The organism is Vulcanisaeta sp. EB80, assembly GCF_002078205.2.
The window spans coordinates 1-22,336 of record NZ_LCWN02000032.1 but is presented as its reverse complement, the minus strand read 5'-3'; the positions used below and the strand labels follow the sequence as shown (position 1 = coordinate 22,336).

Annotated in this window: 23 protein-coding genes and 1 tRNA gene; 4 read left to right on the top strand and 20 right to left on the bottom strand. The window is 49.3% G+C overall.

Annotation, left to right across the window (positions count from 1 at the left end):
• A partial coding sequence (locus B7L70_RS13395) for a hypothetical protein (RefSeq protein WP_081227156.1) occupies positions 1-872 on the top strand: 872 nt, incomplete at its 5' end.
• On the opposite strand, the gene B7L70_RS06970 is transcribed toward B7L70_RS13395, so the two are convergent.
• Complete coding sequence (locus tag B7L70_RS06970) at positions 857-1,618, bottom strand: APC family permease (protein WP_238376145.1); 762 nt, start codon at positions 1,616-1,618, stop codon at positions 857-859. The genes B7L70_RS13395 and B7L70_RS06970 overlap by 16 nt on opposite strands.
• A 494-nt stretch (positions 1,619-2,112) precedes the next feature.
• Here B7L70_RS06970 and B7L70_RS13390 point away from each other — a divergent pair, with 494 nt between their 5' ends.
• Positions 2,113-2,262 carry a hypothetical protein gene (locus B7L70_RS13390; protein ID WP_162009124.1) on the top strand — a complete coding sequence of 50 codons (150 nt, stop codon included), beginning with the start codon at positions 2,113-2,115 and terminating at the stop codon, positions 2,260-2,262.
• Positions 2,263-2,612: 350 nt separating this feature from the next.
• Here B7L70_RS13390 and B7L70_RS06965 read toward each other — a convergent pair whose 3' ends face one another.
• The 4 genes from B7L70_RS06965 to B7L70_RS06950 all read right to left on the bottom strand — a co-directional run bounded on the left by B7L70_RS06965 (position 2,613) and on the right by B7L70_RS06950 (position 8,709).
• Positions 2,613-3,668, bottom strand: coding sequence for a hypothetical protein (locus B7L70_RS06965; protein WP_162009123.1), 1,056 nt, complete (start codon positions 3,666-3,668; stop codon positions 2,613-2,615).
• Between the two features lie 390 nt (positions 3,669-4,058).
• On the bottom strand, positions 4,059-4,358 hold the full coding sequence (locus B7L70_RS06960) for a hypothetical protein (RefSeq protein WP_081227154.1): 300 nt from the start codon (positions 4,356-4,358) through the stop codon (positions 4,059-4,061).
• Between the two features lie 86 nt (positions 4,359-4,444).
• The gene (locus tag B7L70_RS06955; protein WP_081227153.1) at positions 4,445-4,675 is read right to left on the bottom strand and encodes a hypothetical protein; all 231 of its coding nucleotides are present in this window, start codon (positions 4,673-4,675) and stop codon (positions 4,445-4,447) included.
• A gap of 74 nt (positions 4,676-4,749) precedes the next feature.
• Positions 4,750-8,709 carry a hypothetical protein gene (locus B7L70_RS06950; protein WP_081227152.1) on the bottom strand — a complete coding sequence of 1,320 codons (3,960 nt, stop codon included), beginning with the start codon at positions 8,707-8,709 and terminating at the stop codon, positions 4,750-4,752.
• Positions 8,710-9,004: 295 nt separating this feature from the next.
• On the opposite strand from B7L70_RS06950, the gene B7L70_RS06945 reads away from it, so the two are divergent.
• On the top strand, positions 9,005-9,247 hold the full coding sequence (locus B7L70_RS06945) for a hypothetical protein (protein WP_081227151.1): 243 nt from the start codon (positions 9,005-9,007) through the stop codon (positions 9,245-9,247).
• Positions 9,244-9,621 carry a hypothetical protein gene (locus tag B7L70_RS06940; RefSeq protein WP_081227150.1) on the top strand — a complete coding sequence of 126 codons (378 nt, stop codon included), beginning with the start codon at positions 9,244-9,246 and terminating at the stop codon, positions 9,619-9,621. Before B7L70_RS06945 ends, B7L70_RS06940 begins: the two co-directional genes overlap by 4 nt.
• 36 nt (positions 9,622-9,657) lie before the next feature.
• On the opposite strand, the gene B7L70_RS06935 is transcribed toward B7L70_RS06940, so the two are convergent.
• From B7L70_RS06935 to B7L70_RS06865, 15 genes are all read right to left on the bottom strand, one after another.
• Entirely contained in the window at positions 9,658-10,059 is a 402-nt protein-coding gene (locus tag B7L70_RS06935; protein ID WP_143701576.1) for a hypothetical protein, read from the bottom strand.
• Between the two features lie 17 nt (positions 10,060-10,076).
• Positions 10,077-10,595, bottom strand: coding sequence for a hypothetical protein (locus tag B7L70_RS06930; protein WP_143701575.1), 519 nt, complete (start codon positions 10,593-10,595; stop codon positions 10,077-10,079).
• A 7-nt stretch (positions 10,596-10,602) separates the two neighbouring features.
• Positions 10,603-11,439, bottom strand: a complete 837-nt coding sequence (locus tag B7L70_RS06925; protein WP_081227147.1) for an ATP-binding protein — start codon at positions 11,437-11,439, stop codon at positions 10,603-10,605.
• A complete protein-coding gene (locus B7L70_RS06920) occupies positions 11,439-11,717 on the bottom strand; it encodes a hypothetical protein (RefSeq protein ID WP_081227146.1) in 279 nt (92 codons plus the stop codon). Before B7L70_RS06920 ends, B7L70_RS06925 begins: the two co-directional genes overlap by 1 nt.
• Positions 11,718-11,983: 266 nt before the next feature.
• Positions 11,984-12,337 (bottom strand): hypothetical protein, encoded by a 354-nt coding sequence (locus B7L70_RS06915; protein ID WP_143701574.1) that lies wholly within the window; start codon positions 12,335-12,337, stop codon positions 11,984-11,986.
• Between the two features lie 328 nt (positions 12,338-12,665).
• Positions 12,666-15,827 (bottom strand): hypothetical protein, encoded by a 3,162-nt coding sequence (locus B7L70_RS06910; RefSeq protein WP_143701573.1) that lies wholly within the window; start codon positions 15,825-15,827, stop codon positions 12,666-12,668.
• Positions 15,799-16,155 carry a hypothetical protein gene (locus tag B7L70_RS06905; RefSeq protein ID WP_101940253.1) on the bottom strand — a complete coding sequence of 119 codons (357 nt, stop codon included), beginning with the start codon at positions 16,153-16,155 and terminating at the stop codon, positions 15,799-15,801. The genes B7L70_RS06910 and B7L70_RS06905 overlap by 29 nt, the downstream gene beginning before the upstream one ends.
• A complete protein-coding gene (locus B7L70_RS06900) occupies positions 16,152-16,826 on the bottom strand; it encodes a hypothetical protein (protein ID WP_143701572.1) in 675 nt (224 codons plus the stop codon). Before B7L70_RS06900 ends, B7L70_RS06905 begins: the two co-directional genes overlap by 4 nt.
• A gap of 5 nt (positions 16,827-16,831) precedes the next feature.
• Positions 16,832-17,251 carry a hypothetical protein gene (locus B7L70_RS06895; protein ID WP_143701571.1) on the bottom strand — a complete coding sequence of 140 codons (420 nt, stop codon included), beginning with the start codon at positions 17,249-17,251 and terminating at the stop codon, positions 16,832-16,834.
• A 523-nt stretch (positions 17,252-17,774) separates the two neighbouring features.
• The gene (locus B7L70_RS06890; RefSeq protein WP_081227140.1) at positions 17,775-19,058 is read right to left on the bottom strand and encodes a tyrosine-type recombinase/integrase; all 1,284 of its coding nucleotides are present in this window, start codon (positions 19,056-19,058) and stop codon (positions 17,775-17,777) included.
• Between the two features lies 1 nt (position 19,059).
• Positions 19,060-19,320 carry a hypothetical protein gene (locus B7L70_RS06885; RefSeq protein WP_081227139.1) on the bottom strand — a complete coding sequence of 87 codons (261 nt, stop codon included), beginning with the start codon at positions 19,318-19,320 and terminating at the stop codon, positions 19,060-19,062.
• 107 nt (positions 19,321-19,427) lie between these two features.
• A tRNA-Arg gene (locus B7L70_RS06880) sits at positions 19,428-19,501 on the bottom strand.
• A gap of 46 nt (positions 19,502-19,547) precedes the next feature.
• Positions 19,548-20,450 carry a prenyltransferase gene (locus B7L70_RS06875; protein WP_081227138.1) on the bottom strand — a complete coding sequence of 301 codons (903 nt, stop codon included), beginning with the start codon at positions 20,448-20,450 and terminating at the stop codon, positions 19,548-19,550.
• A gap of 68 nt (positions 20,451-20,518) precedes the next feature.
• Complete coding sequence (locus B7L70_RS06870; RefSeq protein ID WP_081227137.1) at positions 20,519-21,130, bottom strand: type II CAAX prenyl endopeptidase Rce1 family protein; 612 nt, start codon at positions 21,128-21,130, stop codon at positions 20,519-20,521.
• On the bottom strand, positions 21,114-22,145 hold the full coding sequence (locus B7L70_RS06865) for an alcohol dehydrogenase catalytic domain-containing protein (RefSeq protein WP_081227136.1): 1,032 nt from the start codon (positions 22,143-22,145) through the stop codon (positions 21,114-21,116). The genes B7L70_RS06870 and B7L70_RS06865 overlap by 17 nt, the downstream gene beginning before the upstream one ends.
• Positions 22,146-22,336 lie beyond the last annotated feature (191 nt).

Below are 22,336 nucleotides of genomic sequence, written 5' to 3'. Positions count from 1 at the left end.
TAATGAGCATCTACGAGTCATGTAGGTCGTTGAGTGTTGATTTTAGGGGTGTTGAGTTGGGTGATTGGTTGATGTTCCAGCAGAGTGAGCTTGAGCATCCAAATAGGAACATTACCTTGAAGCAAAACCATGAGTTTCACATAACAACAATTAGGTATGATGGGTCGATTGATAGGGTCGTGGTTAGACCCACAATACCGAGGATCTACAGTGAGTTGCTCGATACAATCCTCACCGGGCGTGTTGAGTACATGGGTAAGGTTGTGGTTAGGGACTACGGTGTTAGGGGTAATCAACTGTGGGTTCGCGGTGAGGTTCATATGACGGTACCGTTGGACATCTACTACGAGCACATGGCTAGGCATAAACGCAATGGTGGTAAACTATTTGGTGGTGTTGATGTTAATGTGGATAGGATTAACTTAGTAATCATTAATGAAGACGGTGAACTCATTGACCACAAAACATTCTGGTTTAGTGAGGTGACTGCACGAGGATTTCCCAAGCACAAGGCTTGGAGCATTATCGGCATGAGGATTCATGAGATGCTTAACTACGCCTACAACAATGGCGTTAAGACCTTGTTCCTGGAGAATCCGGAGGTTCTCGGTAGGTTGAAATTAATGTGGATTAGGAATGGCGACAGGGGTCATGAGAACTACAACCACAAGGTCACAATCTTCAGAAGCACAATCATTGAGAGGATAGCCCTAAAGGCACCACTATACGGCATAGAGACTAAATACGTAAACCCAAGGGGAACAACAAACTCAACAGAACACGACGAAATCATGAAGAAATATGGACTAGACAGGCACACAGCATCAGCATACCTAACAGCCCTAAAAGGACTTAATCACCAACAGAAATAAGTACTACAAATAACCATGAAAACCGAAACAGCCCAAACAACGTCGGTGGGCTTTCTAGCCTCACCGCTATAATCGATACCCTGCCTAAAACCAAAGTAGGCATAGGCAATACCCGTTGTTGGTATCGCCAGAAACACGGCAGACCAACCATATGGAATAAAACCGCCAGGCAAGCCTGCGTAGTTAACGGCATGCATAGCTAGACCCATTAATAAAATAAACGTGAGCGTCGGTATTAATAGCTTCCACCAACCAACACCAGTGTTCGTCTTACCCATAACATGGACACCAAACCAATTGAGTAGGAAGAAGAAAACCGTGAAGACGGCAGCAACTAAAGTACCAAGTGGTGTTAGAACACCGTTAGACATCAACGATGGCACATAACTAGACATGTAGGTCACAGCAGCTATAGCCTCAGATGGGGCAACCGTAACAGCACTTAGGAAGTATGCCCAACCCATTAGGAACGATGCGAAACCACCATGAGTATACTGCGGATACCTAACAATGCCACCCGACTTGGGAAGCATACCGCCTATCTCGGCATAGGATAACGCTATAAATATCATTAGAAAGCCGGCAATAACCCACGACAGAATAGCCGCCGGACCCGCCGTAGCAGCTGCACCAAGAGAACCAAACAACCAACCACTACCAACCATACCGGTAAATGAAAGCATGAAGAAATCCATCGAAGTCAGGGCCCTCCTAAGCCTAGCCTGGGGCTGAATCGTGTTACCCATACAAATAGACTTATTATAAGCGCCTTAAAAATTAAACATACCATCTCGTTAATGTAAACTGCATTGCATACGACTTCCATACTTTTAACGTTATTAAATTAAATGTAGCATAAAACAGGCATTTGCGCAATTAGCATTGAAAGATTGAATTTAATTAATAGCATTTATAAAAACATTGGACTGAATCAGCTTTTGGGCTACATGATCGTATTTGCTCGGTTCAACACCGAAAACCCAGTATTAAAGGCAGGTATAGAGATTTTCGGGTTTAGTTACAAAGGTTCAATGCGTAACCATGCAATTCACGCTTTGCTTTAATGAGAATCAAGTAACCTATTCTTCTTTTATGTAAGGTCACAAAGAAAGCAAAAGCAAGCAATTTCCCTACAAAGCTGTGGTTTAACGTTTATTGGCCCATTCATGATTAAGTCACCAGGTACCTCCAATCCCAACCACCCAGCAGTTAATGAATGGGATCCTCCACGTGATTCACGGTGATTATTGAATTCGACAAGGCACTCAACAATCCTGTTGGTGCTGTTAATGTGGATCATGTGTTCAATGACTTACTATTCATAACCAATAAGGCGAGGACGGGAGAGTGGTCGGCAGGACCATACGCAACTCTCGATAATATCAATTAGGGAGGAGGACTACGAACTACTCAGGACAAAGAGATAACCTGACCACCCATGCATTAATCAATTGAAGCAGCTAGGAATTATATAGGTGACCGAGGATAGGGAACGTCGTAATTAGTGATGACACAATAAATCTAAATACGCTAAGGGTAAAAATAGTTCTTTAGCTATTTAAAATTTGACTATTATTATCATGGCATCAATAAGGCTTGACCTTGAATAGTTACTCAAGAATATCCTAAAGTATCATGTAAATTGCGAAGATTTACACAACTTAACGAATAAGTCCTCATTAGGATATACACAAGAGCACGGTCAATAATTACCTTCCTAGTGGTGTTGGGTATTTACTACTAGTGTCTCCGCCTTCTAATAACCATGACAGACACTATTACCGAAGTTACTATAACTACTACAATGACTAGGTATAACGTGATGTACGGTATTGATGATGAGAATACGGTCGCTAAACCCTGGGTGGCTACGAACACAAGGCCCCAGTTAGCATAGTTGTTGCCTGTTCCTGAACCAACACCAAATACGTAATAACCGCTCCTTGGTGGTTCGTAGTACCCATTTAGGTTTAATGCAAAACTTGACGACTGTCCTGTACTCATATCGTAAGCGTAGCCGTTGAGTGTATCTGTTACTGGGTCGTAAATGACTATTATGCGTACATAATCGCCAGGCCTTGGCTGAAATGCACCATTGCCAATACCATCCCAACCAGCGTATGGCCAACCAAGGTTGGGTGAGGGGGTTGGATAAATGGTTACCAAGGAGCCATCCGGATTACTAACTAACCAAACATTCCACTGACCAGTAGCACCATTGGTTCTATTCCCAAACTGCCACCATGGATCCCACTGAACGATAATGTATTCACTAGAGCTCTGGGGCATTATGACATCACCCGCCACTGGCGAGAAATTCTCACGTGCGGTGGAGTAGTAAGGTATTGAGTAATTGTAGCTAGGGTTTATGTTCCACATTGTCGGTGTTAAGAATAGGTAAATCATGAAGCCATCGGATGGCCCTGGAAATGAGTATTGGGTGTATACGCCGATTAGTGTTACCGTTACAGGAGAACTACCATTGTAATATTCCCGCCAAAACATGGCACCAGCTGAATGCTGTTGGGACGACACCAGCTCCAGCACGGGTTGGTTTACACTCGCCGAGCTCCAATATTGGCTTATGGTTAATGGCCCATAATACCACGGCCATTGGTTAGTTGGATAACCCATCTGATCGCCTTGGTACACGTGAGGTATTCCGAAGTACTGCTGCCAACTCTGTAAATTCAAAATCGCCTGCGTATAACCTTGACCAAGCACAACCGAGCTAAGTATGAAAACTATAATCGTAATCATTATTGTAAATACATACTTTATCCTGGTATTAACCATCATGGTGAGTATTATTTCTTTCAGTTTTATATAAGCTTTTTGTTCAATCACTCTTCAATATCAATCTAGAACCAAAACAGAATGTTAAAGAAAACATATTTACAAAGATAAATAAATAAGCTTAATTTTTCTCATATATTCATATTACATACCTTATAAAAACAGAAGGAAAAAGGCAATTTTCAATAGATTCAACGAACGGCTACATATTTAGCTGTAACACTGTGAGGAAAGGCTAAACAAGGAGTTAGCGGGCCCGGTGGGATTTGAACCCACGACCTACGGCTCCGGAGACCACATAACCGCAAGACCAATTGCGGTTAGCCGTAAATGGGTTTTACGAACGTGTCACCCAATTGCACGGGTTCAAAAACACGAACCCGTAAACGACTAAGACCTAGCGAACTGCATGGCTAGGTAATAGTAGGGTATGTTCCTTGCGTCCCTCTTAGCCTCCTCCCAAGTCGAGTAGCTCAGCCCCATCGAGTTGAGCATGCTAAGGACCAACGTCCTCGCCACATCACGCACAGGTGGCGGTGCCGAATCAATGCACGCCATGAACTCAGCCACACTACTCGCCTTACGGCACCTCTCAAACAACCTATCCACATTCCTCTTGACACGCTGTGCCTCTTTGCTCATTATGCTGTGCATTGCCGTGCCCGGGTCCACACGCCTAGCGAGGCTCATACTAGGAGAATAAAGGCACAACTTGGTTTTAAAACTACCGCACCAGGGAGCCTCATCACCGAGTCAGTGCTATGCCATTTCGGCACTCACTGCAGTGGTTTCCCAACCCTCGATGCCTTCATTGCCCTGTACTCCTTGAGTGCTTTGTTGAATTTATCGGCGATGTAGGACAAGGCACCAAGTAGCATGAGCATGCCGACTATGCCCGGACCAGTGACCTCCGATGGGCGAATCACCGCCCCACCCACTGCTGCCACTAGAATTAAGACAACAAGACCTAGGGCAATCCCAAGCCCAATGACTTTCCCCAAACCCATCAAATTAGAGCTTGAAAAGGAGAAATAAAAACCTGTTGTTTTGAGGCACAAAACTACTAATTATTAATTAGTAGTTACAGCACCAGTATCTCCCTCATTGTGCCTGGCCTGGCTAACTCACTGGGTAGTGGGTACTGTGTTGGCATTGTTGATGGGAGCCACAGCAGTGGTATCAGGAATGGTGGCACAGGTGGCACTGCCGTTGGTGGGACTGGTGGGTTCTCGGTCACTGGTGGGTTCTCCTGCCTAGTGGTTGTTGGTGTGCCGGTCGGTGTGATGGTGATCGGTGGGAGTAGTGGCGTGGTTATTGGCGGGTTGGTCGTGAGTGTGCGGGTCACAGTCCTAGTGGTGATGGGCACATAGGGAGGCGGCACCACAGCAAAGCCTCTCCTCTCTGGTGGTATGACCCAGGTCCAGTACTCCTCAAGCTCTGACTCTCCTCCGCCACCTCCTCCGCCACCAATGCCTATACCGCCTCCTCCGCCAGTCCTAGCCTGCGTTGTGGTTGGTAACTGCGGCAGTTGGGTGGTGGGTCTCTGTATGGTTATAGAGACTTGACTGCCTCCGCCTGTGGCTATTGGTTGCTGTCTCTGTCTGGCTTCCTCGAGCGCCCTAGCCAGGGCGCCTAATTCAGCACCGCCTATTGGGGCGAACCTAGTCTCCATGGACTCAGCCTGCCTGAGCAATTCCATTGCCTGCTCCCTAGTGAGACCCAGCCTCTCGAGTTGTTGTAGTTGCTGTTCGCCTGCCCTAGCACCGGCACCAGCCTCTGCACCGCCCAACGCCTCCTCACCCGCCCTTAGGGCTGGCGGTAGTTCGGCTTCCTCCTCGGTGATTGTTGTCAATAACCTGCCGTAGGGAGTGACTGCGTAACCAACACGGGGCAGCCTCTCCGTGCCCTCAAGCACGCTCACTAGTTCACCAGTCTCACCCAACCCAAACGCCCTCGCTGGACCGTACTCAAGCAAATACGGCATGCCAGGCATTTCACTCGCCACAAACCTAATGGCTTGGGCACCGGGTCTCACCAAGCCCTGGCTCTCTAGAGACGCCATTGTTCTTAGGCTCCCCATCAACTCGCTGTACAACTCGCTGGCGATTGTGCTCGGTGGTGCCTCTAGCCCGTAATTCCTCGCTATCTGTGCTATCCTAGGCATGAACTCGTTGAAGTCCTTGCTCGTGATTGCGGCTTCCTCGACGTCACGCATGAAGTTGCCGAAGCGTGCAGACTCAAAGGCAGTCACGGGTATGTTTTGAGTCAGTTCGTACGTGAGCCTGGCAAGTAGTGGTGACTCCGTGTTCTCCATGACTTGCTCCGCAAGCCTCGAAGCCCTTGCCAAACGCCATAACCTGTTCACGACGTCAAACACGCCCTGCTCGGACTCCTCATAGAGCGGGTTCACACCAACCAGGAAGCCCGCCTCTATGGGTAGCCTACCCGTCATGCCTATCATGTACCTCACCTCCCTAAGCGTCTCCATTGCCTGCTCGGGAGGTAGCTCCTCAACCAGCGCCCTAACAAACGGCGTTGTGACGCCCTCAACGCCAGCCACCTCTCCCTCACGTGTTAATGCACCAACGACCCTGGACTCGGTGGGGATAATCCTTATTGTGCCCAGGCCAGGTATCTCCTCGCTAATGCCGGTGACAATCGGTGCAACCCTGACACGGGCTGGTTGCAACTCAAGTGTTGGTCTGAATAAGCCCTCGCCAACCCTCTCGAACTCAACCACTGGGTTCTCCTCAACCATGACGGGAGTCAAGGCACTGCCTATGAACCTCAAGCCCCTGCCCGCTAGTCCAGTTATGTCCCCTAGGAACTCGCCCAACCTGTATATTGATGAGCCGAGCCTACCGCTCTCCGCAATTGGTGCAAGCTCTTCGGCAAGCGATGGTCCTGCCGTTTCCAACCAAGCCCCAGTCCTAATCAAACCCCTACCCAAGCCACTCATCATGAGCATTGTTGGATCTATCCTAGTGAGTACATTAGCAATCTCGGGAGACCTCAAGGCAGCAATGGGCAGGACATACCCAGCCAGGGAACCAATCGAGTATGGCGTGATGTATGGCGTGCCCGTCAAGAACTGCCAAGCCTCCCTAGGCAAGCCCCTTGGTGCCTGTATGCCTTGACCAGTCTGGTAGGCACCGAGGTTAAGCCCAAACCAAAACTCGGCTGGATAATTGAAGTACTGAGTAATGCTTTGCGGTACACCCATTGCTCCGAGGAATGTACCGGTCAATTGGGATATGTTTGCGATTGTCGGCAGGAAGAAACCAATGCCTGCCTCTATCGGGTTGGTTGCTCTCGCCAGGGTTTGCAGCACCTGCCTCTGTCTCTGTGGTAGTAGGTAATCAATGAGCGAGAGTTCTGGGAATGCTAGGGCGAGTGCGTTCACGTTGCCGTACTTTGCCATCCACTGGCTAAACTCAACGCCAGCCCTCTCGGCAGGCGTTAATTGTGGTGTTGTCTGCGTCTGTGTTATTTGTGTGCCAGGCGGTAACTGGCTGTATGATTGTAGTAATGCTCCGCCCATGAAGGTTGCACCCAAGCCACCAGGCTGTGTCAATGTGTTAGGCGTCACGTTGAGCATGGGCAACGCACCCAACTGCTGGTTTAGTTGTGTCACATAGCCACCAGCCTCAATGAGTTGCTGAATCTGCGGCAGGTCCTTGCCCTGGGCTAGGTATATCTTTGCTTGGTCGTATGCGTTGTAGGCTTGCTGGGCGGTGCTCATGACCTCCCTATACCACTGGAGCCAGCCCTGTGGGTTGGTTGATGGATCTGGCTGATTATTCAACAACTGCACGAGTTGGTTGTACGAGCTTATGAACTGCTGGACGGGTGGAGCCGACATAATGAACTGCGTTAGGTACCCCTGGGCTACCTGGTTTGCCGTGTTTGCCTGTGCCCTCAACCTGCTCGCCAGGTCTGTGAGTCCCATTGACTGGGCTTCATTAGCTAACTGATTGAGTTCATTAGAGTAGTTCAGCCAGCTCTGGTAGGTGTTTCGGTAGTAATTCATCATCATAAGGCTGTAGAAGCCTGGGTCGGAGCCCGCTATGGCACGCATTAGCTGGGGCGACATGTGTGGTGGCTGTGTGTTGGGTGGTTGCGGGAGTTGGCTCAGTATTGTTAATTCATTAACCAGGGTGTTAAGGGACTGGGTGCTTATGGGTAGGTTGTACTGCTGGGCTAGGGCGTTGAGCATCTGGGCGTACTGGAGGGCCTGCTGGTAATTCCCAGACTGCATGTTCTGATTGATTTGTGTCATGAGCTGGTTCGCCGTGGTTAATCCGAACTGCTGGGTGGTCATTGTCGGGTTGGGGTTCATGTGCCAGTTCACGAAGGTGTTCGCATAATTGATGTACCCTTGGGCGTTCTGCATGGCTTGCTGAATCGTTGGGTTACTCATGAGCTGGTTATAGAGCGATGGGTTGTTTTGCTTGAGGGCGTTCATGTACGCCAGGAAGGACTCGGCAGAGTTAATCCCAGGTCCGTAGGCGAGACCGTGCCTGCTATAGTTACTAACTACACCCTGAGCCATGGACAAAGCCGTGTTTTGAATAGCCGTGTTAGTACTCGGCGTGGAGCCACCACTGCCACCACTTGGCGGTGTAGGTGATGGTGCGGGTGGGGTTGTGCCTCCCGTCGTTGTTGGTGGCGATGGGCTTGCATACACGCCAGCTATTACCTTTGGCGCCAATGCACTCACCAAAGCAAGTTGCCACACCGGTATTGGCTCACCCTCACTCAACTCTTGCTCAATGATTTGACTCCACTGGCTAAGCAGGGCAAGCCTCTCCTGCGGCGTTAAGCTGCCGCCACCCCAGCCCTGCGCCTCCCTAAGCAACTCGGAAACGGTAGGCGGCGGGTTAGCGGAGATGTACGGCGCGGAACCACCACCTGTTGCCGTCGGTGGTGGCGGACTTGGGTGTGCAGTTGGTGGCTTAACCTCCTCAGTAGTTGCTGGCTTAGGCTGCCTCGGTCTATTCTGCTGGTAAGTCCACGGCATGAACGGGTTATACACAGGCATAGCGCGAAAAACACCAAAAACACAAATTTAAGTCTAAACGAACGGAGACCCCTATCTGCCGTGGTTTTCGTGCGGTCAAGGTTCATCACTCGGTTCAGTGGAAGACTGGCTCGCCACCATAGGCATTAAACCTACCTGCAAAATTTGGTTTTTGTGGGAAATAAGCCCTCTGGAGCTGGGAATAAGAGGTTTAACACCGGCATTAAACCTACCTTTGCTACCGTGAACGCCAGAGCCGAATACTCGAGTAAACCAGGCAGTTAAGAATTTAACCTACCTCATGAAAACTCACGTAATGCCCAGCGGGAGACTAAGCAAGAAGATGGAGTTGGTGCTCTACCTAGCCAGGAAGAGCACGAAAATGGCTACATATGACGAGTTGGTCGAGTACTTCGTGAATGAAAAGGGCTGGTCAAGACCACTGCTGAATGCATACTTGAGTGAGTTAGCGAAAAAGCGTGTCATAAGGCGAGCCTGGATTAGGGTGGGTGGTAAGCGTCATAGGGTTTACAGGCTCAATGAGGGTGCCTCACTATGACGAGGCTCAAGGTCAAGCCCAAACCAGGCACATGCACCGAGGGCACTAGGGCAAGCAGCCCCACACAAGCCTGTGCAAGGTGCATCCTCGAGTACATACTGAGCAATAGGCGTAGGTTCATTAGGAACGTCCTGGCAGGAGACGGCGAGCTCAAGGTCACAACAACAGTGCTGAAGAGCCTCGCCCATGAACTATGCGGGCTAGACCTAACCAGAGGAGGTGGCTTGGGCAGGTTGATTAACGCACTAACGGCAATAGCGAGGAGGAGAGGCTACGCTGTCGAGTACATAATCGCCAGGCACCCAACAAAGACCGAGAAAAGGACAATATTCCTCAAGCCCAAGCACAGGGAGAGGGCAAAGGCAAGGAACTAAAACCAATAATAATTTTATTTGGTTTTAGGTGGGGTGTCACGGCTTGGACTTCTCGCCGATTTTCGGTGGGGTGCTCTTCGGCGTTAGCGAACCCCTGAAGATGCCGTGAACCCTCAGGACTAGGCCGAGTATGCAAAAATATTCGTAGTACTCCCTCAGTTGCGTGTCGTTCTCACTGACACCTATGCACCCAGCATCCTTTAGGAACGCCTTGACCTCCTCATCAACGCATTGAGGGACGAAGCCCCTAATGTCCTTGCCATAAGCGTTTTTGAACAGCTCAGCCAGTTCCGAGAGGCTTGCGTTTTCGAGTATAGCCTTTAGGCAGGACCTGGCGTAGGTCAGGGCGTAGGTCAGCTCGGGCACGTTGTGGAAGTTAGAGCGCCTCTGTAGCTCCTGTAGGCAGTTCTCAACAGTCTCCTCTCTAATTGCCTTCATGGGTTCGGCACCCATCCCTAAGTCACCTCAAGTTCGCCCATTGCTTCTGCATAGCCATACTCATTGGCTAGGTCATACATCGCCTTAACCACGTTGATCACACAATTCCAAGTGGCTTTAGCGTATTCACTCTCCCTCTCCTTAATTGCGTACCTGTTCTCAAGCTCCCTCTTGTTCAGGTGGTTCTCTAGGCACGCTGTTGTCGCTGTTGTTAAGGACTCAACAATGTTGGGGCCTAGGCAGGTTATCGGCAAACCCCTGGTCTGTAATGTGTATAGGAGATCCTTGCGGTACTTAAACATGAGGACTGACGGTGGTGGGAGCATGGAAGTATAGCAGGACTGCGCCAGAGGAAGAATCACCTCATTAATGAATTCTTTAGGTTCGAGAAAAGCGATGTGCACATGCTTCGTGTCTCCAGGCGGTGGCTCGGCTAGGGTGTCCTCAATCGATGCCATGCACGCCTCGTACTCACGGTCAAGGCGCGTAATCCTGTACCTAACGGTGGGTGATGCAGTGACTTGTTTTGTGGGCATGGGTGAATCACCCACCTCGTGCTTCCTTCCTAACCTTCCTCTTATTCAGCACCCTGTCTAGCACGGATTTCAACGTGTATATTTTGCGTTCGTTAATTTCCTTCTCAAGCCACTCGGGAAGACCGAATACGGCTCTCCTAGGCACCCTGTCAATCCACTTCGGCTTCAATGCCTTAAACCAGTACTGATCACCGAACCACATCTTCATATACCTGGCGTAAACCCACCTTTCATACAGTATTTCATCATAGCCGTACTTTGCGTATATGAACTCACTGCTTGCCGCAACTTCCTCGGGGAAGTATGACTTATGTATTGCGGTCATGACAACCACGCCGGAAGTAACCCTGATAATCCTGTAAGCCTCCTTGAAGGCTTGGTAAAGCTCACGCATCTCGCCACCTAGTTGATAAGCCTTCCTAGACACCAAGTCATCCAGGAAGAGTATCGGCTTCCTCCTCAACTCATTCACGTGTTCAATTAAGTCACGCATGTCATTCAAGAACCTCTCCAAGTCACTGACTCCCGTGTAGTAAGCCCACCTGTACTCCTCATCAATGCCGTCAGGCTTGGTGCAGTGTTTGCTCATACATAACTCGCCGTAGTTCTTCTCGACGTACTCAATGCATGGTGCAGTGCCTTTAATCCCACGGTGGGTGCATAGGGAGGCTATGATGGCTGTCTTGAGGCTGTAGTATGCATAACTGGTCTTGCCGACGCCGGGCTGGCCAACAATGAGGGAGCTGAAGAACGGCTTCTTACCCATCAGCACGTCGTAGATCAGGCTGGCTAGAGTGCTGTTGTTGTAGTAGTGCGTGAACACGTCCATGCTCTTCTCATCCATCACAAACCACCCCTCACCCTCTTGTCAAGCATCTCCTTAGCCTTCACGTATGCCGTGATGCCGCTTTTTTCGTAAAGCCTCAAGACCAACCTCAGGGCTAGGGAGTTGTCCTGGCTAACCACGTCAACGGCGGCACTGAAGAAGCGCCCAGGGGTTAGTGTATCCATTAGGTACTGCCTGCACTCCGGCGTGTCGCAAAGGTCCCTAGCCAAGGACTCCCTAAGCTTCGCCAACTTATCCAGGGCTTCCCTCGGGACCCGTACTGACTTCCACTCCATTGGTGTAAATACCGGCTTGGGAAATATAAATGCCTCAACATAACAGACACAACAAACACAAGGGTATCGCTATATAGGACACACGGCATTCACAAAGCCGTTATTTAACTGAGACACCCGTAGGGCTCGGTCACGGCGGAATAGAAAAGCATGGAGACCAACCCAGCCCCACGGGGCAGGCACCACACCCAAGCCCGAGTTTTAGAACCCATTTAATATATTCATCAACACCATGGTCAATTTGAAGGGGGAAATACATATGCGCGTTAGGCTTTTTGCCTGGGCTTCACTGCCCACAGGTTGGCGATGCCTTGTGCCTCAGCAATTGGTCTAGCCACTATTCTCCTGGTGGCTCCTCCTCCCTCGAAGGTGACGGCAAACCCAAGCTCGGTTAGCCTGTTGATTAGGTGCCTGTAGAAGCGCATAAAGAAGCTTGACTTGCGCCACCACCCGTTGGGCATGCACCTATCCACAATGAAGTGCTCAATGCTCGCCGTGGTTATTTTCAGGACACCATCACCCCTAGCCACGTTGGCGAGGAACTCTTCCTTATGACTCAACACGTACTCAAGGAACTCCTCCGCACACCTGACAGCCCTACCAACCTCGACCTCACCCATCAAGCACCACCCCAGCGTGCTTTCTCGTGCCTGCACGGAAAAACCGTAGAGTTACCGTAACCATTTGCACTTCTACAACCTAGCGACGGTTTCACTACTTCACTATATTCACTACCAGAGGGGCTAACTCTAGCAAAAACTACTAGTTTCGTGTATCGTGCACGGGTTGCAAGAGGAGCTGAATTGAAAGGTATGAACGTGGAATTCACGGAAACCGTGCTAGCAAAAACTTTTGCTAACTCACTGGAGCTGGTAGTGAATATAGTGAAGTAGCGAAATCCTGCTACAGTTGAAAATACCCATCGTGCATTTATACAAATATCAAGGCTCATGGTGTCTCACCGTTACTGCTCGATTCTTCCGTGGTTTCACCGCTCCCTTCGTTTTCATTTTTTAGCTCCCTTTCGAGGAATATCCTGACCAGCTTCGCCAGCGGTATTGCATATCCGTTTTTCTTCACGCCGTTTATGGTGAAACTAGACTCAGGTGCTCCTAGGAAAGTTCTACGTGCGTTGGATATTAGCGGCATTTTCGTGAATATGACGACCTCTACCAGGTCCTCATCGTATGCGTTCTTCAGTAATACGTACAACGCAACTGCGTCAGGGTCTTTTCCGATGACTCCTCTATCAGACGTGTCCTCGATACCGTATGGGTACATTAAGTGTGTATGGATTACCTCATCCAGGTCTCTCTTTAGCTTCTCAAGCTCCTCACTGTTCCTCGGCTTTGTTAGCTTTATGCCGGCCCTCTGTGGGTTTTCAAGGATATACCTCAGCACCTTAACTGCGGAAGCCGGTGGTGTCTTGAGTTCCTCAGCCACGAATCTGTAGGCAGAATCGACCAATGCATCGGCGTCCGTCAGTGCCAATTTCTCGTTTTTCTTCGCTTCCCTTAATTCCTTGACTATGCCCAGGGTGTACTGCACCACCTCATTCACCTTAGCATCGCCCAGGTACTCACGTCCTATTGCCATCGCCAGTTTCTCAATAAGCTCCAGCAAATCAGCTGTCTTAACCAGTTCATCTCTGTATTTCTGCCAGAGTCTGGTTGCGAATCCATAGATGGGCTTGAGCACGAGCAGGTTCTTGAATCCCTCCCTATTTATCGGCTCATGGTCCCAGGAGATTTCGATGAACCTGCGTATTATCGCATAATCGCTCGCTTCATTCATAACTTCTTTCAAAAACTTCACGAATGGTACGTTGGTGTATGCAACCATGCCCCTCAGGTTCAAGAACCTCACTGCGATGCCTTGCCCATACCTAGCAGCTTGCACCCTAATCGTACCCATACCAACAACAGCACTTAGAAAGATACCGACGTTTGCCGAAAGTGCCTTTTTGTCCTGTTCATCGAGGATTAACGGCAACCTGTTCAGAGCAAGCAGGTTCCTAAGCTGGGCTTCGGAGGTGACCGCTCCGTTAATAACAATGAAGTAGTACTTCTTGGCGTCTTCTTTTTCTTCGTCTAACAATGGCACCAGCACGTGCCTAACCAGTGATGTTTTTCCCTCACCGCCTTGTCCGTAATTATAAACGATCATATCATTGAATGTTTTGTTTTTGTACCTAACCATGGGTGTTATCAACTTGGCAAAACTGGCCATCACGTTGAACCACGCCCACCTAGCGTTGCTTTCGGGGTAGTACTTCTTAATCCACTCGTATGCCTTCAGCAATGGTTCTATTCCGTAGTCAGAAATGTCGAGCAAGCCGTATGGGTCCACGAAGCCATCATCGGTGATCCCAGCACTAATAACAAGCCTAACCCTGGGCATGATTGCCTTAATCAAATCCAGGTATTTCTCGTTCCCGATGATGTAATTACGGATACCTGGGGCATTCCTCAACGCTTCAATGAAGTTATCAAAGTCGGTCGATACCGCTATTACTTTGCCGTCGTGTAGTGCCACGAAGAACCAATCGCCATAGAAGGGATCATACACCTGCCCCATATACTTGGGCAGCAACGCAATCGGTGAGTAGTTGGGCTTTCTACCGCCCTTTTTCTTTCCCCTCTTAGCCACGGACTTAATCGCCACTACGTCATATTGGCTGTCCTCCCTAGTGTGCGTAACTAGGGCCTTATCGCAAATCGGCTTGCTAAGACAGTACTCAAGCTTTGGTACCTCAAGGCCCCTAGCCCACTGTGGGACGTTGATGGGTCCCTCCTCACGGGGCAGGTACTCATCAAGAACCTCCTCAGTAACCACTGCATTTATGCCGGTTATTGCGTGGATTATTGCGTCGAACCACTCCTCAGGTTCCTGCAACTTCAGTAGGCCTTTCTCTATGGCCTTTTGAATCACCCGCTTCAGGTTATCTTCGAAGGCTGCCCTACCCCACAGCTTTGCGGTGGGCTTGGTGTAGATGTAATCCACAGTCTCCTTAAAGTGCCTCTCCTCGTTCTTGATTATTCGCTGCAGGGTGTTTTGATCCACCTTATCGGAGATGTCTTGGATACCCGTGTTTATTATTCGCTCAACCACCTTCCTGGCCACTTCATACTTAATGCCATCACGTCTCATTATGCTGGATAGGCCGAAGAGGATTGAGTCGTGTATGTGCTTACCCTCGTCAGTTTCGAACCACCAAATGGGCCTTACTGAATTAACGATTTGGTTGATTCTTTCCTCGCTAAGGTCCTTCGTAGGCTCGGGGAGCTTTAGCTCGCCCTCAGTCAAAGCCAGGTATTCGGTGTAATCGGTTGCAGACTCAGCCGCAGCCTCCTCCTCCGCCCTAGCACCAGTCTCCTCCAACCAGTTAACTACCGATTGCTCAACCAATGCGATTATGGTCTTTAGCTCATCGCATGTGATTACCTCTCCCTGACCCACGTCCTCAATACTAATCGGCACCCAACGCCCGTCCTCCCACTTTACGGGTTGGTAATAGGCACCTGATGGGTGTTTTCCATAAACAACCTCATAATTCGAGACCATCACCTCGATAGCCTCGCTCCTAACAGTGCCGCCTGGCAGGCACTTCCTCGGTACCCTAACAACAATGTACATGCCACGCTGCAACTCGCTTAGTTTTTTGTGCTCGCCAGTGTCCTGCACAACACAATCGCAATCCTCACCAGGGCCTTTGCAATTGCACGTTACTCGGTTTTTCGGTCTAGGACCAGTGAGGCCACAGAAACTGTATGTCTGCCCGCAAAGCCTCGCACGCCACTCCTCGCCAAAGGCTTTTCTAAGCACCTCACTTGCTGTATCAACGTCGTCTAGGTCGAGAACAACGACACCGTACTCCTCATCCTCAAGGTAACTCCCAGTAACAGCCAAACCGCTAGCCTTTGGTAGATACTTTTTCAACTCCTCCCATTTTTGCCTATTGGTTGCATTCCAAAACGTAACAGGCTTTTTGTCGGAATTAACGGGCACAACGTTAAACCCTAATTCGTAAAGCTTCTTGGCAGCGTCAGCAATATCTGCGTTAGTTTTAAATGTATCCGAATCACTTTGTTCTCGAGGCTTTCCCGGCATTTGTGCTCACCTCGTTCGTGGGGTTGTTTGTGTTGGGGTTTTGAATGGGTGTGATGCTCACAACCCACGCTTTGTTCACGATTACGACTTGCCCGTTGACATTAACCAAATACCAGAACTTTGATACTGCACTGATCAAGCCCTCAATGACCTCGCCATTCCCAAGCTTGATTTTGCACATTTGCTTGTCTACTAGGGGATCGAAACCCCCGTAATCGTTAGCCTTCTTTGGTTGTTGCGGTTGCTGTTGGGACATGACTTGCGGCTTCGTTTGGGCTTGACGCTGCTGGTTTTGCCTCACCTGGCTCCAGTTTTGGCGTGTGTTCATGATTCACCACCTCCCATGACTTCCCTTACCTTCCCGTATCTCGGGTCGTCGGGGTAAACAACAATGGGTTGTGGCTCCTTAGCGAAGTCGTAAAGTTCCTTATACACGATTGCCCAATTACGGTTGCTGAACGAAGCCCATCCCGATAGGTTCACTTGGATTACAGCCCTAATCGACCTTGTTGCTATTGCTTTCCTTAACAACGCATTTAGCGCACGCAACTCACTCTCACTAAAGATCTTAATACCGTCCTCACTGGTTTTCGTGAGTTTGAAACCCAGGAGCTCGGCGTCCTCCCTGGTAATGATTGGTTGCTTCCTAGATTCACGGTAAACCTCCTCCTCGGTGAGTGCATAGGAAAGGTCCCACAACACCCTGACTCCCTCTGGGTCGAAGCCCAGCGGTATGAGTAGCGTTTTGATTACGAAGTCGTGAAGAATTTTGCAAAACACCGCTCTATCGAGGAGGTAACCCTTGCAGGCCTTTGTTGCGCACTGCCCGAGTTTCCACACTGAGGTGCACCCGAGGTTTTTAGCTAACCTATATGCTAGGTCGGGTTTTATTGCGCCAACAATGATGTTGCAGTTCCCCTTCACGCTGTATAGCGAGCATATTTTTACGCCATCGACCTCCTTGCGCCAATTATAGACGGACTTAGCAACACTTGCCATGTCCATCACCTCTGTGCAGGTTTCAGACTGCCCTGTATCATTGATAGTGTTGGTATTATCACAACGACGGGTATTGTTCCGATTCTCCACAACTCCTCGGCGAGGCGTTTCAACTGCTTGGGGTACCTTATGTATAGGTATGGATGCTCCGTCCTGCGTATTGATGAGTAACCAGACCAAGCGATGTTGTATTGCGGTAGGTAAACGGTTATGAGTCGACCTGCATAGGCAGCCAACCAACTACCGATGAAGCTGTCCAGGTCAGCGATCTTCAGTATGTATCTATTTCCATCCTTCAGCGTATTGCCAGGCACTACATAGCTAGGCCCTGTCTGCATCGGCGATACATTTAAAAGGCTGGGGACGTTGCCTATCATTGGTGATGTAAAGCCCGGTACCTGACTCCCCGTTGATGAGTTCCCCATCGTTCCCTCTCACCCCCGCTGAATTATCCTTATCACCCCTTAATAAACTTTCTCCAACATGTTTGCCCATATTTTCGGTATTTTTGTAATAACACTGTGAATGGCAGGGTGTTTAACAACCTGACTATCAAAGTGCTATCACTTTGCTAGCACTTTACTATCATAGTCGTGGAACAAATTGCCAGGTCTTTGGCTCATGGACTTGAACAACTGTTCTATGTTGCACGGGAGACCATCCTTTCATTGTGAATCCCGTGCAGGTTGTACAAGATTGTTGAGTAAAAGCACGATTTGCACGTGCCCGACTTGAGTTTTTCCTAATATCAATAGTGAGCACTCGCTCGATTTTTAGAAAACTCAAGGTTATTGTTTTGTATGTGGTGGGTGAAAGTTTTGCCCAACTCTCGTGCACTCACTGCAGTGCTGGTCGTGCACCGAGTGCCCACGTGAGACTCGAGAGACGGCAGTCACTGCGGTGGCAGTTGTGCCGAGGTGAGAGACTACCTAATTAATAATTAGTAATTTAGCAGCAGACACGTGGTGCGTGCTTGATGTACCACTGCCTAAGCTCCTCATGCCTAGGACTCCAATAATGCTCGACCAGTATGCGAAATTCAGATGGTGGTGCCCTGCCCTGTAAAGTATTGACTATGGACTCGGGCACTCCTTGGCTTATCATGTGCGTAGCGAAGAATTTTCGCAATTCATAAAGCTCGAACTCACGCCCAAGCACCTGCTTGGCTGTGTCCTTGATTTCTCGCCTTAGCCTGCTTTGGTCGAACGGGATTAGTTTGCGTTTTGCGTTCTCAATGATTTCCCTACTGAACAGGTTGCTCGCCGACCAAGCCCTACCCATTTTCTCGACCCAAGCCTCTCTATGCGGGAGGTACACTTGCTTAACCCAGTCCAGGAACTCTGGGCGTAGGAAGGCTATGAACGCCCTCTTAGTGGGCGTTACCTTCCCAACCCTGAGCATGCCGTGCTCAACATCCAAGTCATCAACACTCAACAGGAAAGGCTCACCCGGCCTAAGCCCAGTCTCGGCAAGCAGGGCAAAGTAGAATTTGCTTTCTATAGTGGGTAGTTGTTGCCAGACCTGCCTAAGTTGCTCAACACTAGGCAGCCTGGGTTTGGTGTTGTTCTTTGGTTTATAGACTGTGAAGACGTCATACAAAGCCCTAAACAGGGCTGGATCCCTGGGCTTGAGGACGGTCTTGAGTAGGGACTTGAGGGCTGTTGTTAGGTGGTGTAGGACGTGCTCCTCACCATCCTCGGCTAACTCGGATAGGTACTCCCTAATCCCGTCGGGCGTTAGGGTCCAATCCAGCTCTGCAAGCACCTCCCTGAGGTAGTGCACGTAATCCCTAAGCGTCTTCTCGGTAACGCCCTTCAACCTCTTAGCCTTGATGAAATCCTCAATGTCCTTCTCACTCACATGCCAGGTCTGCTGGAGCGTTGTTATGTAATCACCGAGGTACTCCTTAATCAAGCCTAGCAGGAACTCCCTAAATTCTGGGTCTGTTCTGGCTGTGGCTATTACCCTGACTGCATCATTGAGGCTTGCCTTGGCTTCAGGCACTATGCCCTTCAACAACAGCCTCAGTTCATCCTCGGTGACGTACTTCAGTGCTTGGCACAATAAGCCATCACCAGCCCTAGCCTTGCCTAGCCTAACCATTCGCAGATAGGCGTCAGTAACGCCCAAGTCCCTGGGCTTGACTCCTTTACGTTCCCTCACGAACTCGATTATGGACCTCCTCTGGTCATCGCCTATTTGAGCCAGGTCAAGCAGGTTGCAATCGACCATCCTAATCAACCCAAGCCTTGAACTCAAGGCACTCTTTGGGCAGGCAAACCCTGAGTTCACCCTCGCCGGCAACCACCTCTGTGATGTCCTCTGGGCTGACGTGCAAGCCGTAGGCTAGGGCGTCCACGAGGCTGCCGAACACCTTCACCAACCTGTCCTCGGCATCCACATATACCCATGCATCACCATCCCTCGCTATGAAGTACAAACCATCGTTGTCCAGGTCTATTGATGTGAACGGGACTTCTCTCGTGCTCTCCATATCACCCAATTGCATGCAAACTCCCTTAAAAACTTTTCGTAAATGGGTGACACGAGGAACATAAACGACACGAACACGAATACATGAAGAATAGAACAAGGAGTTAGCGGGCCCGGTGGGATTTGAACCCACGTCCTACGGCTCCGGAGGCCGCCGCTCTACCTGGCTGAGCTACGGGCCCTATTGTAATAATCATTATGTCATATTTAACTTTTCCTTCTTTGCCGTTAAATTAGTGAGTTAATTATCATGCCTACGCCGTATAGTATGCAGAATATTGTGTATAGCCTCCCTGTCCTGGCGTCAATATCGTATTTATTTGCACGGAAGTCCTTAATTAGCCCTGGTACCATGGATGCCGTGGCTATGGCTATTAATGATGTAAATGGTGTTATTTTAGCCGCTGTAAGTATTACTGTTATTATGAATGCGGTTATTAGGGATGCTACGTATATTCCATAGCCATACCTACTCGTTAACACTGCAAGGGATTTTACACCAGCCCTGCTATCGAAATTCCTGTCCCTATAGTTGTTTGCGTAGATTATTGCGAACATTATGAGCATTGGTGGTATGGATACTAGCAAAATCGCTGGCTTTAGAATACCCATGCTAGTTGCCACAAAGAAGCCGCCAATGAGGAGCGGTCCCCATGTTAATGCTACAGAAATCTCACCAAGACCTCTATACTTTAGTGTGAATGGTGGACCCGTATATGCATATAGCAAGAATACACCCAATAGCCCAAAGATCAAGATCCAGAGGCCCTCGATAAGCACGAGGTATATGCCTATTACCACGCCAAGCCCCATGAGTGAGAACCCAAGCGCCCTTGCCGTGGGTAGGCTAACCTTACCTGTCAGTATTGGGTGTGGTCTATACCTGGCCGTTGGGGATTCCATGGAATCCACTCCCTGGTTTACATCGTAGTAATCATTTAGTACGTTAACACTCATGTGGAGAAGTAGGGCGCCTAGGACTGCGAGCACGAAGTAAAGTATCTCTAGGTAATTATGGATGAGGCCTAGGTAGTTGGCATAGCCGATACCGATTATTGATGCAGCTGGTGTCATGAATAGGCTCCAGGCTCTTATTAGGCCTAGGAATTCGGTGAATTCTAATTTATTCATTAATGGTTTATTATCTTCTCTATTATTTAAGTATTTATTGATTTATTCAGTTAAATTAATTCCGTGCACTACAACGGTAGTATGACCATCATTAGTTCAAGCCATAGTATGTGCGTTATTGTTGATGCTGTTAAACCAACCTTATCAGCCAATAACCCATCAATAAGGCCTACCGCAAAGGCCCCGGCCACGAGGGCTGGGTTTAGTGTTGATATGTGGATTAGGGTGTAGTAGGTCATGGAGAGTAGCCATGGTTCACGCCTAGCAATACCACCAACACCCCTCATCAACTCCTGGAGACCACCTCTCCAGTACAGTTCCTCCATGATCCCAATGATGGCAAGGGCTACGGCTAGGGCGTACTTACTTATTGAACGCCTAATCATTACGTAGACCATGGCTACGTACTTGGATAACCCTAGGTATGTTAGTATGGCGTAACCGCCAATGAAGACAATGTACATTATGAACGCGAATAGGATTCCCGTGAGAATAACGATTATGGCGCCCAACCTAAACCAATGTAGCCTATCCCTAAACCAGGCTAGGGTTAAGGAACCAATAAGCAGTGTGGATATGGCCATGCCATATACGAAATACCTACTAAATACGTCGAAGGATAGCGGCCAGAGCACGAGCGGTAGCGCTATGTATATGATTACCTCAATCCTCCCAGTCATGGATCATCACCACCTTACCAACAACACCCCTACTCTCCATCATTGAGTGGAGTTTTGGTGCATCTCTAATGCTGTAGATACCGCTTATGTATGGTTTCAGCCCCTTAGTGCTCATGAAGTTCAGCAACTCCACTAGGTATGACTTCGCCGAATTGTGAATACCAATAAGCCTAGTATGCCTTAGGTAAAAGCGCCTAATATCTATTGTAAACGTAGGATCGGAACCCAGGACGCCGAAGGTCACCACAGCGCCTCCGGGCCTCACGGCATCCATGGCCATGGGCAACGTCCAACCCAACGCATCCATCGCCACATCAACACCATACTCAGTCCTCTCACGAACAACACCCAACAACTCATCCCTACCGTAACCCACAACCACATCAGCACCAAGCCTCCTCAGTACATCACCCCTACTGGACACCGCAATAACCCTAGCACCAAGCGCCTTGGCTAGCATTGTCAATGCAGTACCAATACTGCCCGAGCCACCAAGTACCAACACCCAATCGCCAGGATTGACGTTAGAAACCCTGAGAGCCTTCCAGGAAACGCCATAGGCGAGCGGTAAGGCAGCCAGCTCATTCACGCCAAAGGCCTTGGGTGGATGCACCAACGCCCTAACTGGGACCCTAACAAGCTCGCCGTAACCACCCCACACATGAAAACCCGGCATGGTCCAGGACGGGCAGTGATCCTCAAGCCCAACCCTACAGAACCTACAGGTCCCGCAACCCCACACATTATTCACGAGGACAACATCACCAACGCTGAAGTCTCCAAGGTCCGTACCTGGACCAATCCTCTCGATAACTCCCACGATATCCGCACCAAGGACGTGGGGAAGCTTAACGGGTATGCCTGGGTAACCCCTCCTCACTATTGCATCAATCCTATTCAACGAGGTTGCCAGAACCCTAACCACAACCTCGCCAGGCCCTGGCATGGGGTTAGGCAACTCCATAACCTTAAGGACCTCAGGGTTTCCATGAGCCTCAAAACCAACAGCCCTCACGATGTGGGTTTAGGGTTTACTGCCTTATATAGGGCATGCGCCTGTTAGGTCTGTTTTATCATTCAATTTCGCTAACTCTACCTCTTTTAATAAATAAATCAATGATTTCCCAACATCACTTTCATAACTTCTCAATAAATCTTTTATATACTCACGCGTAAAAAGAGTAATTTACAATGATAGACAGAATC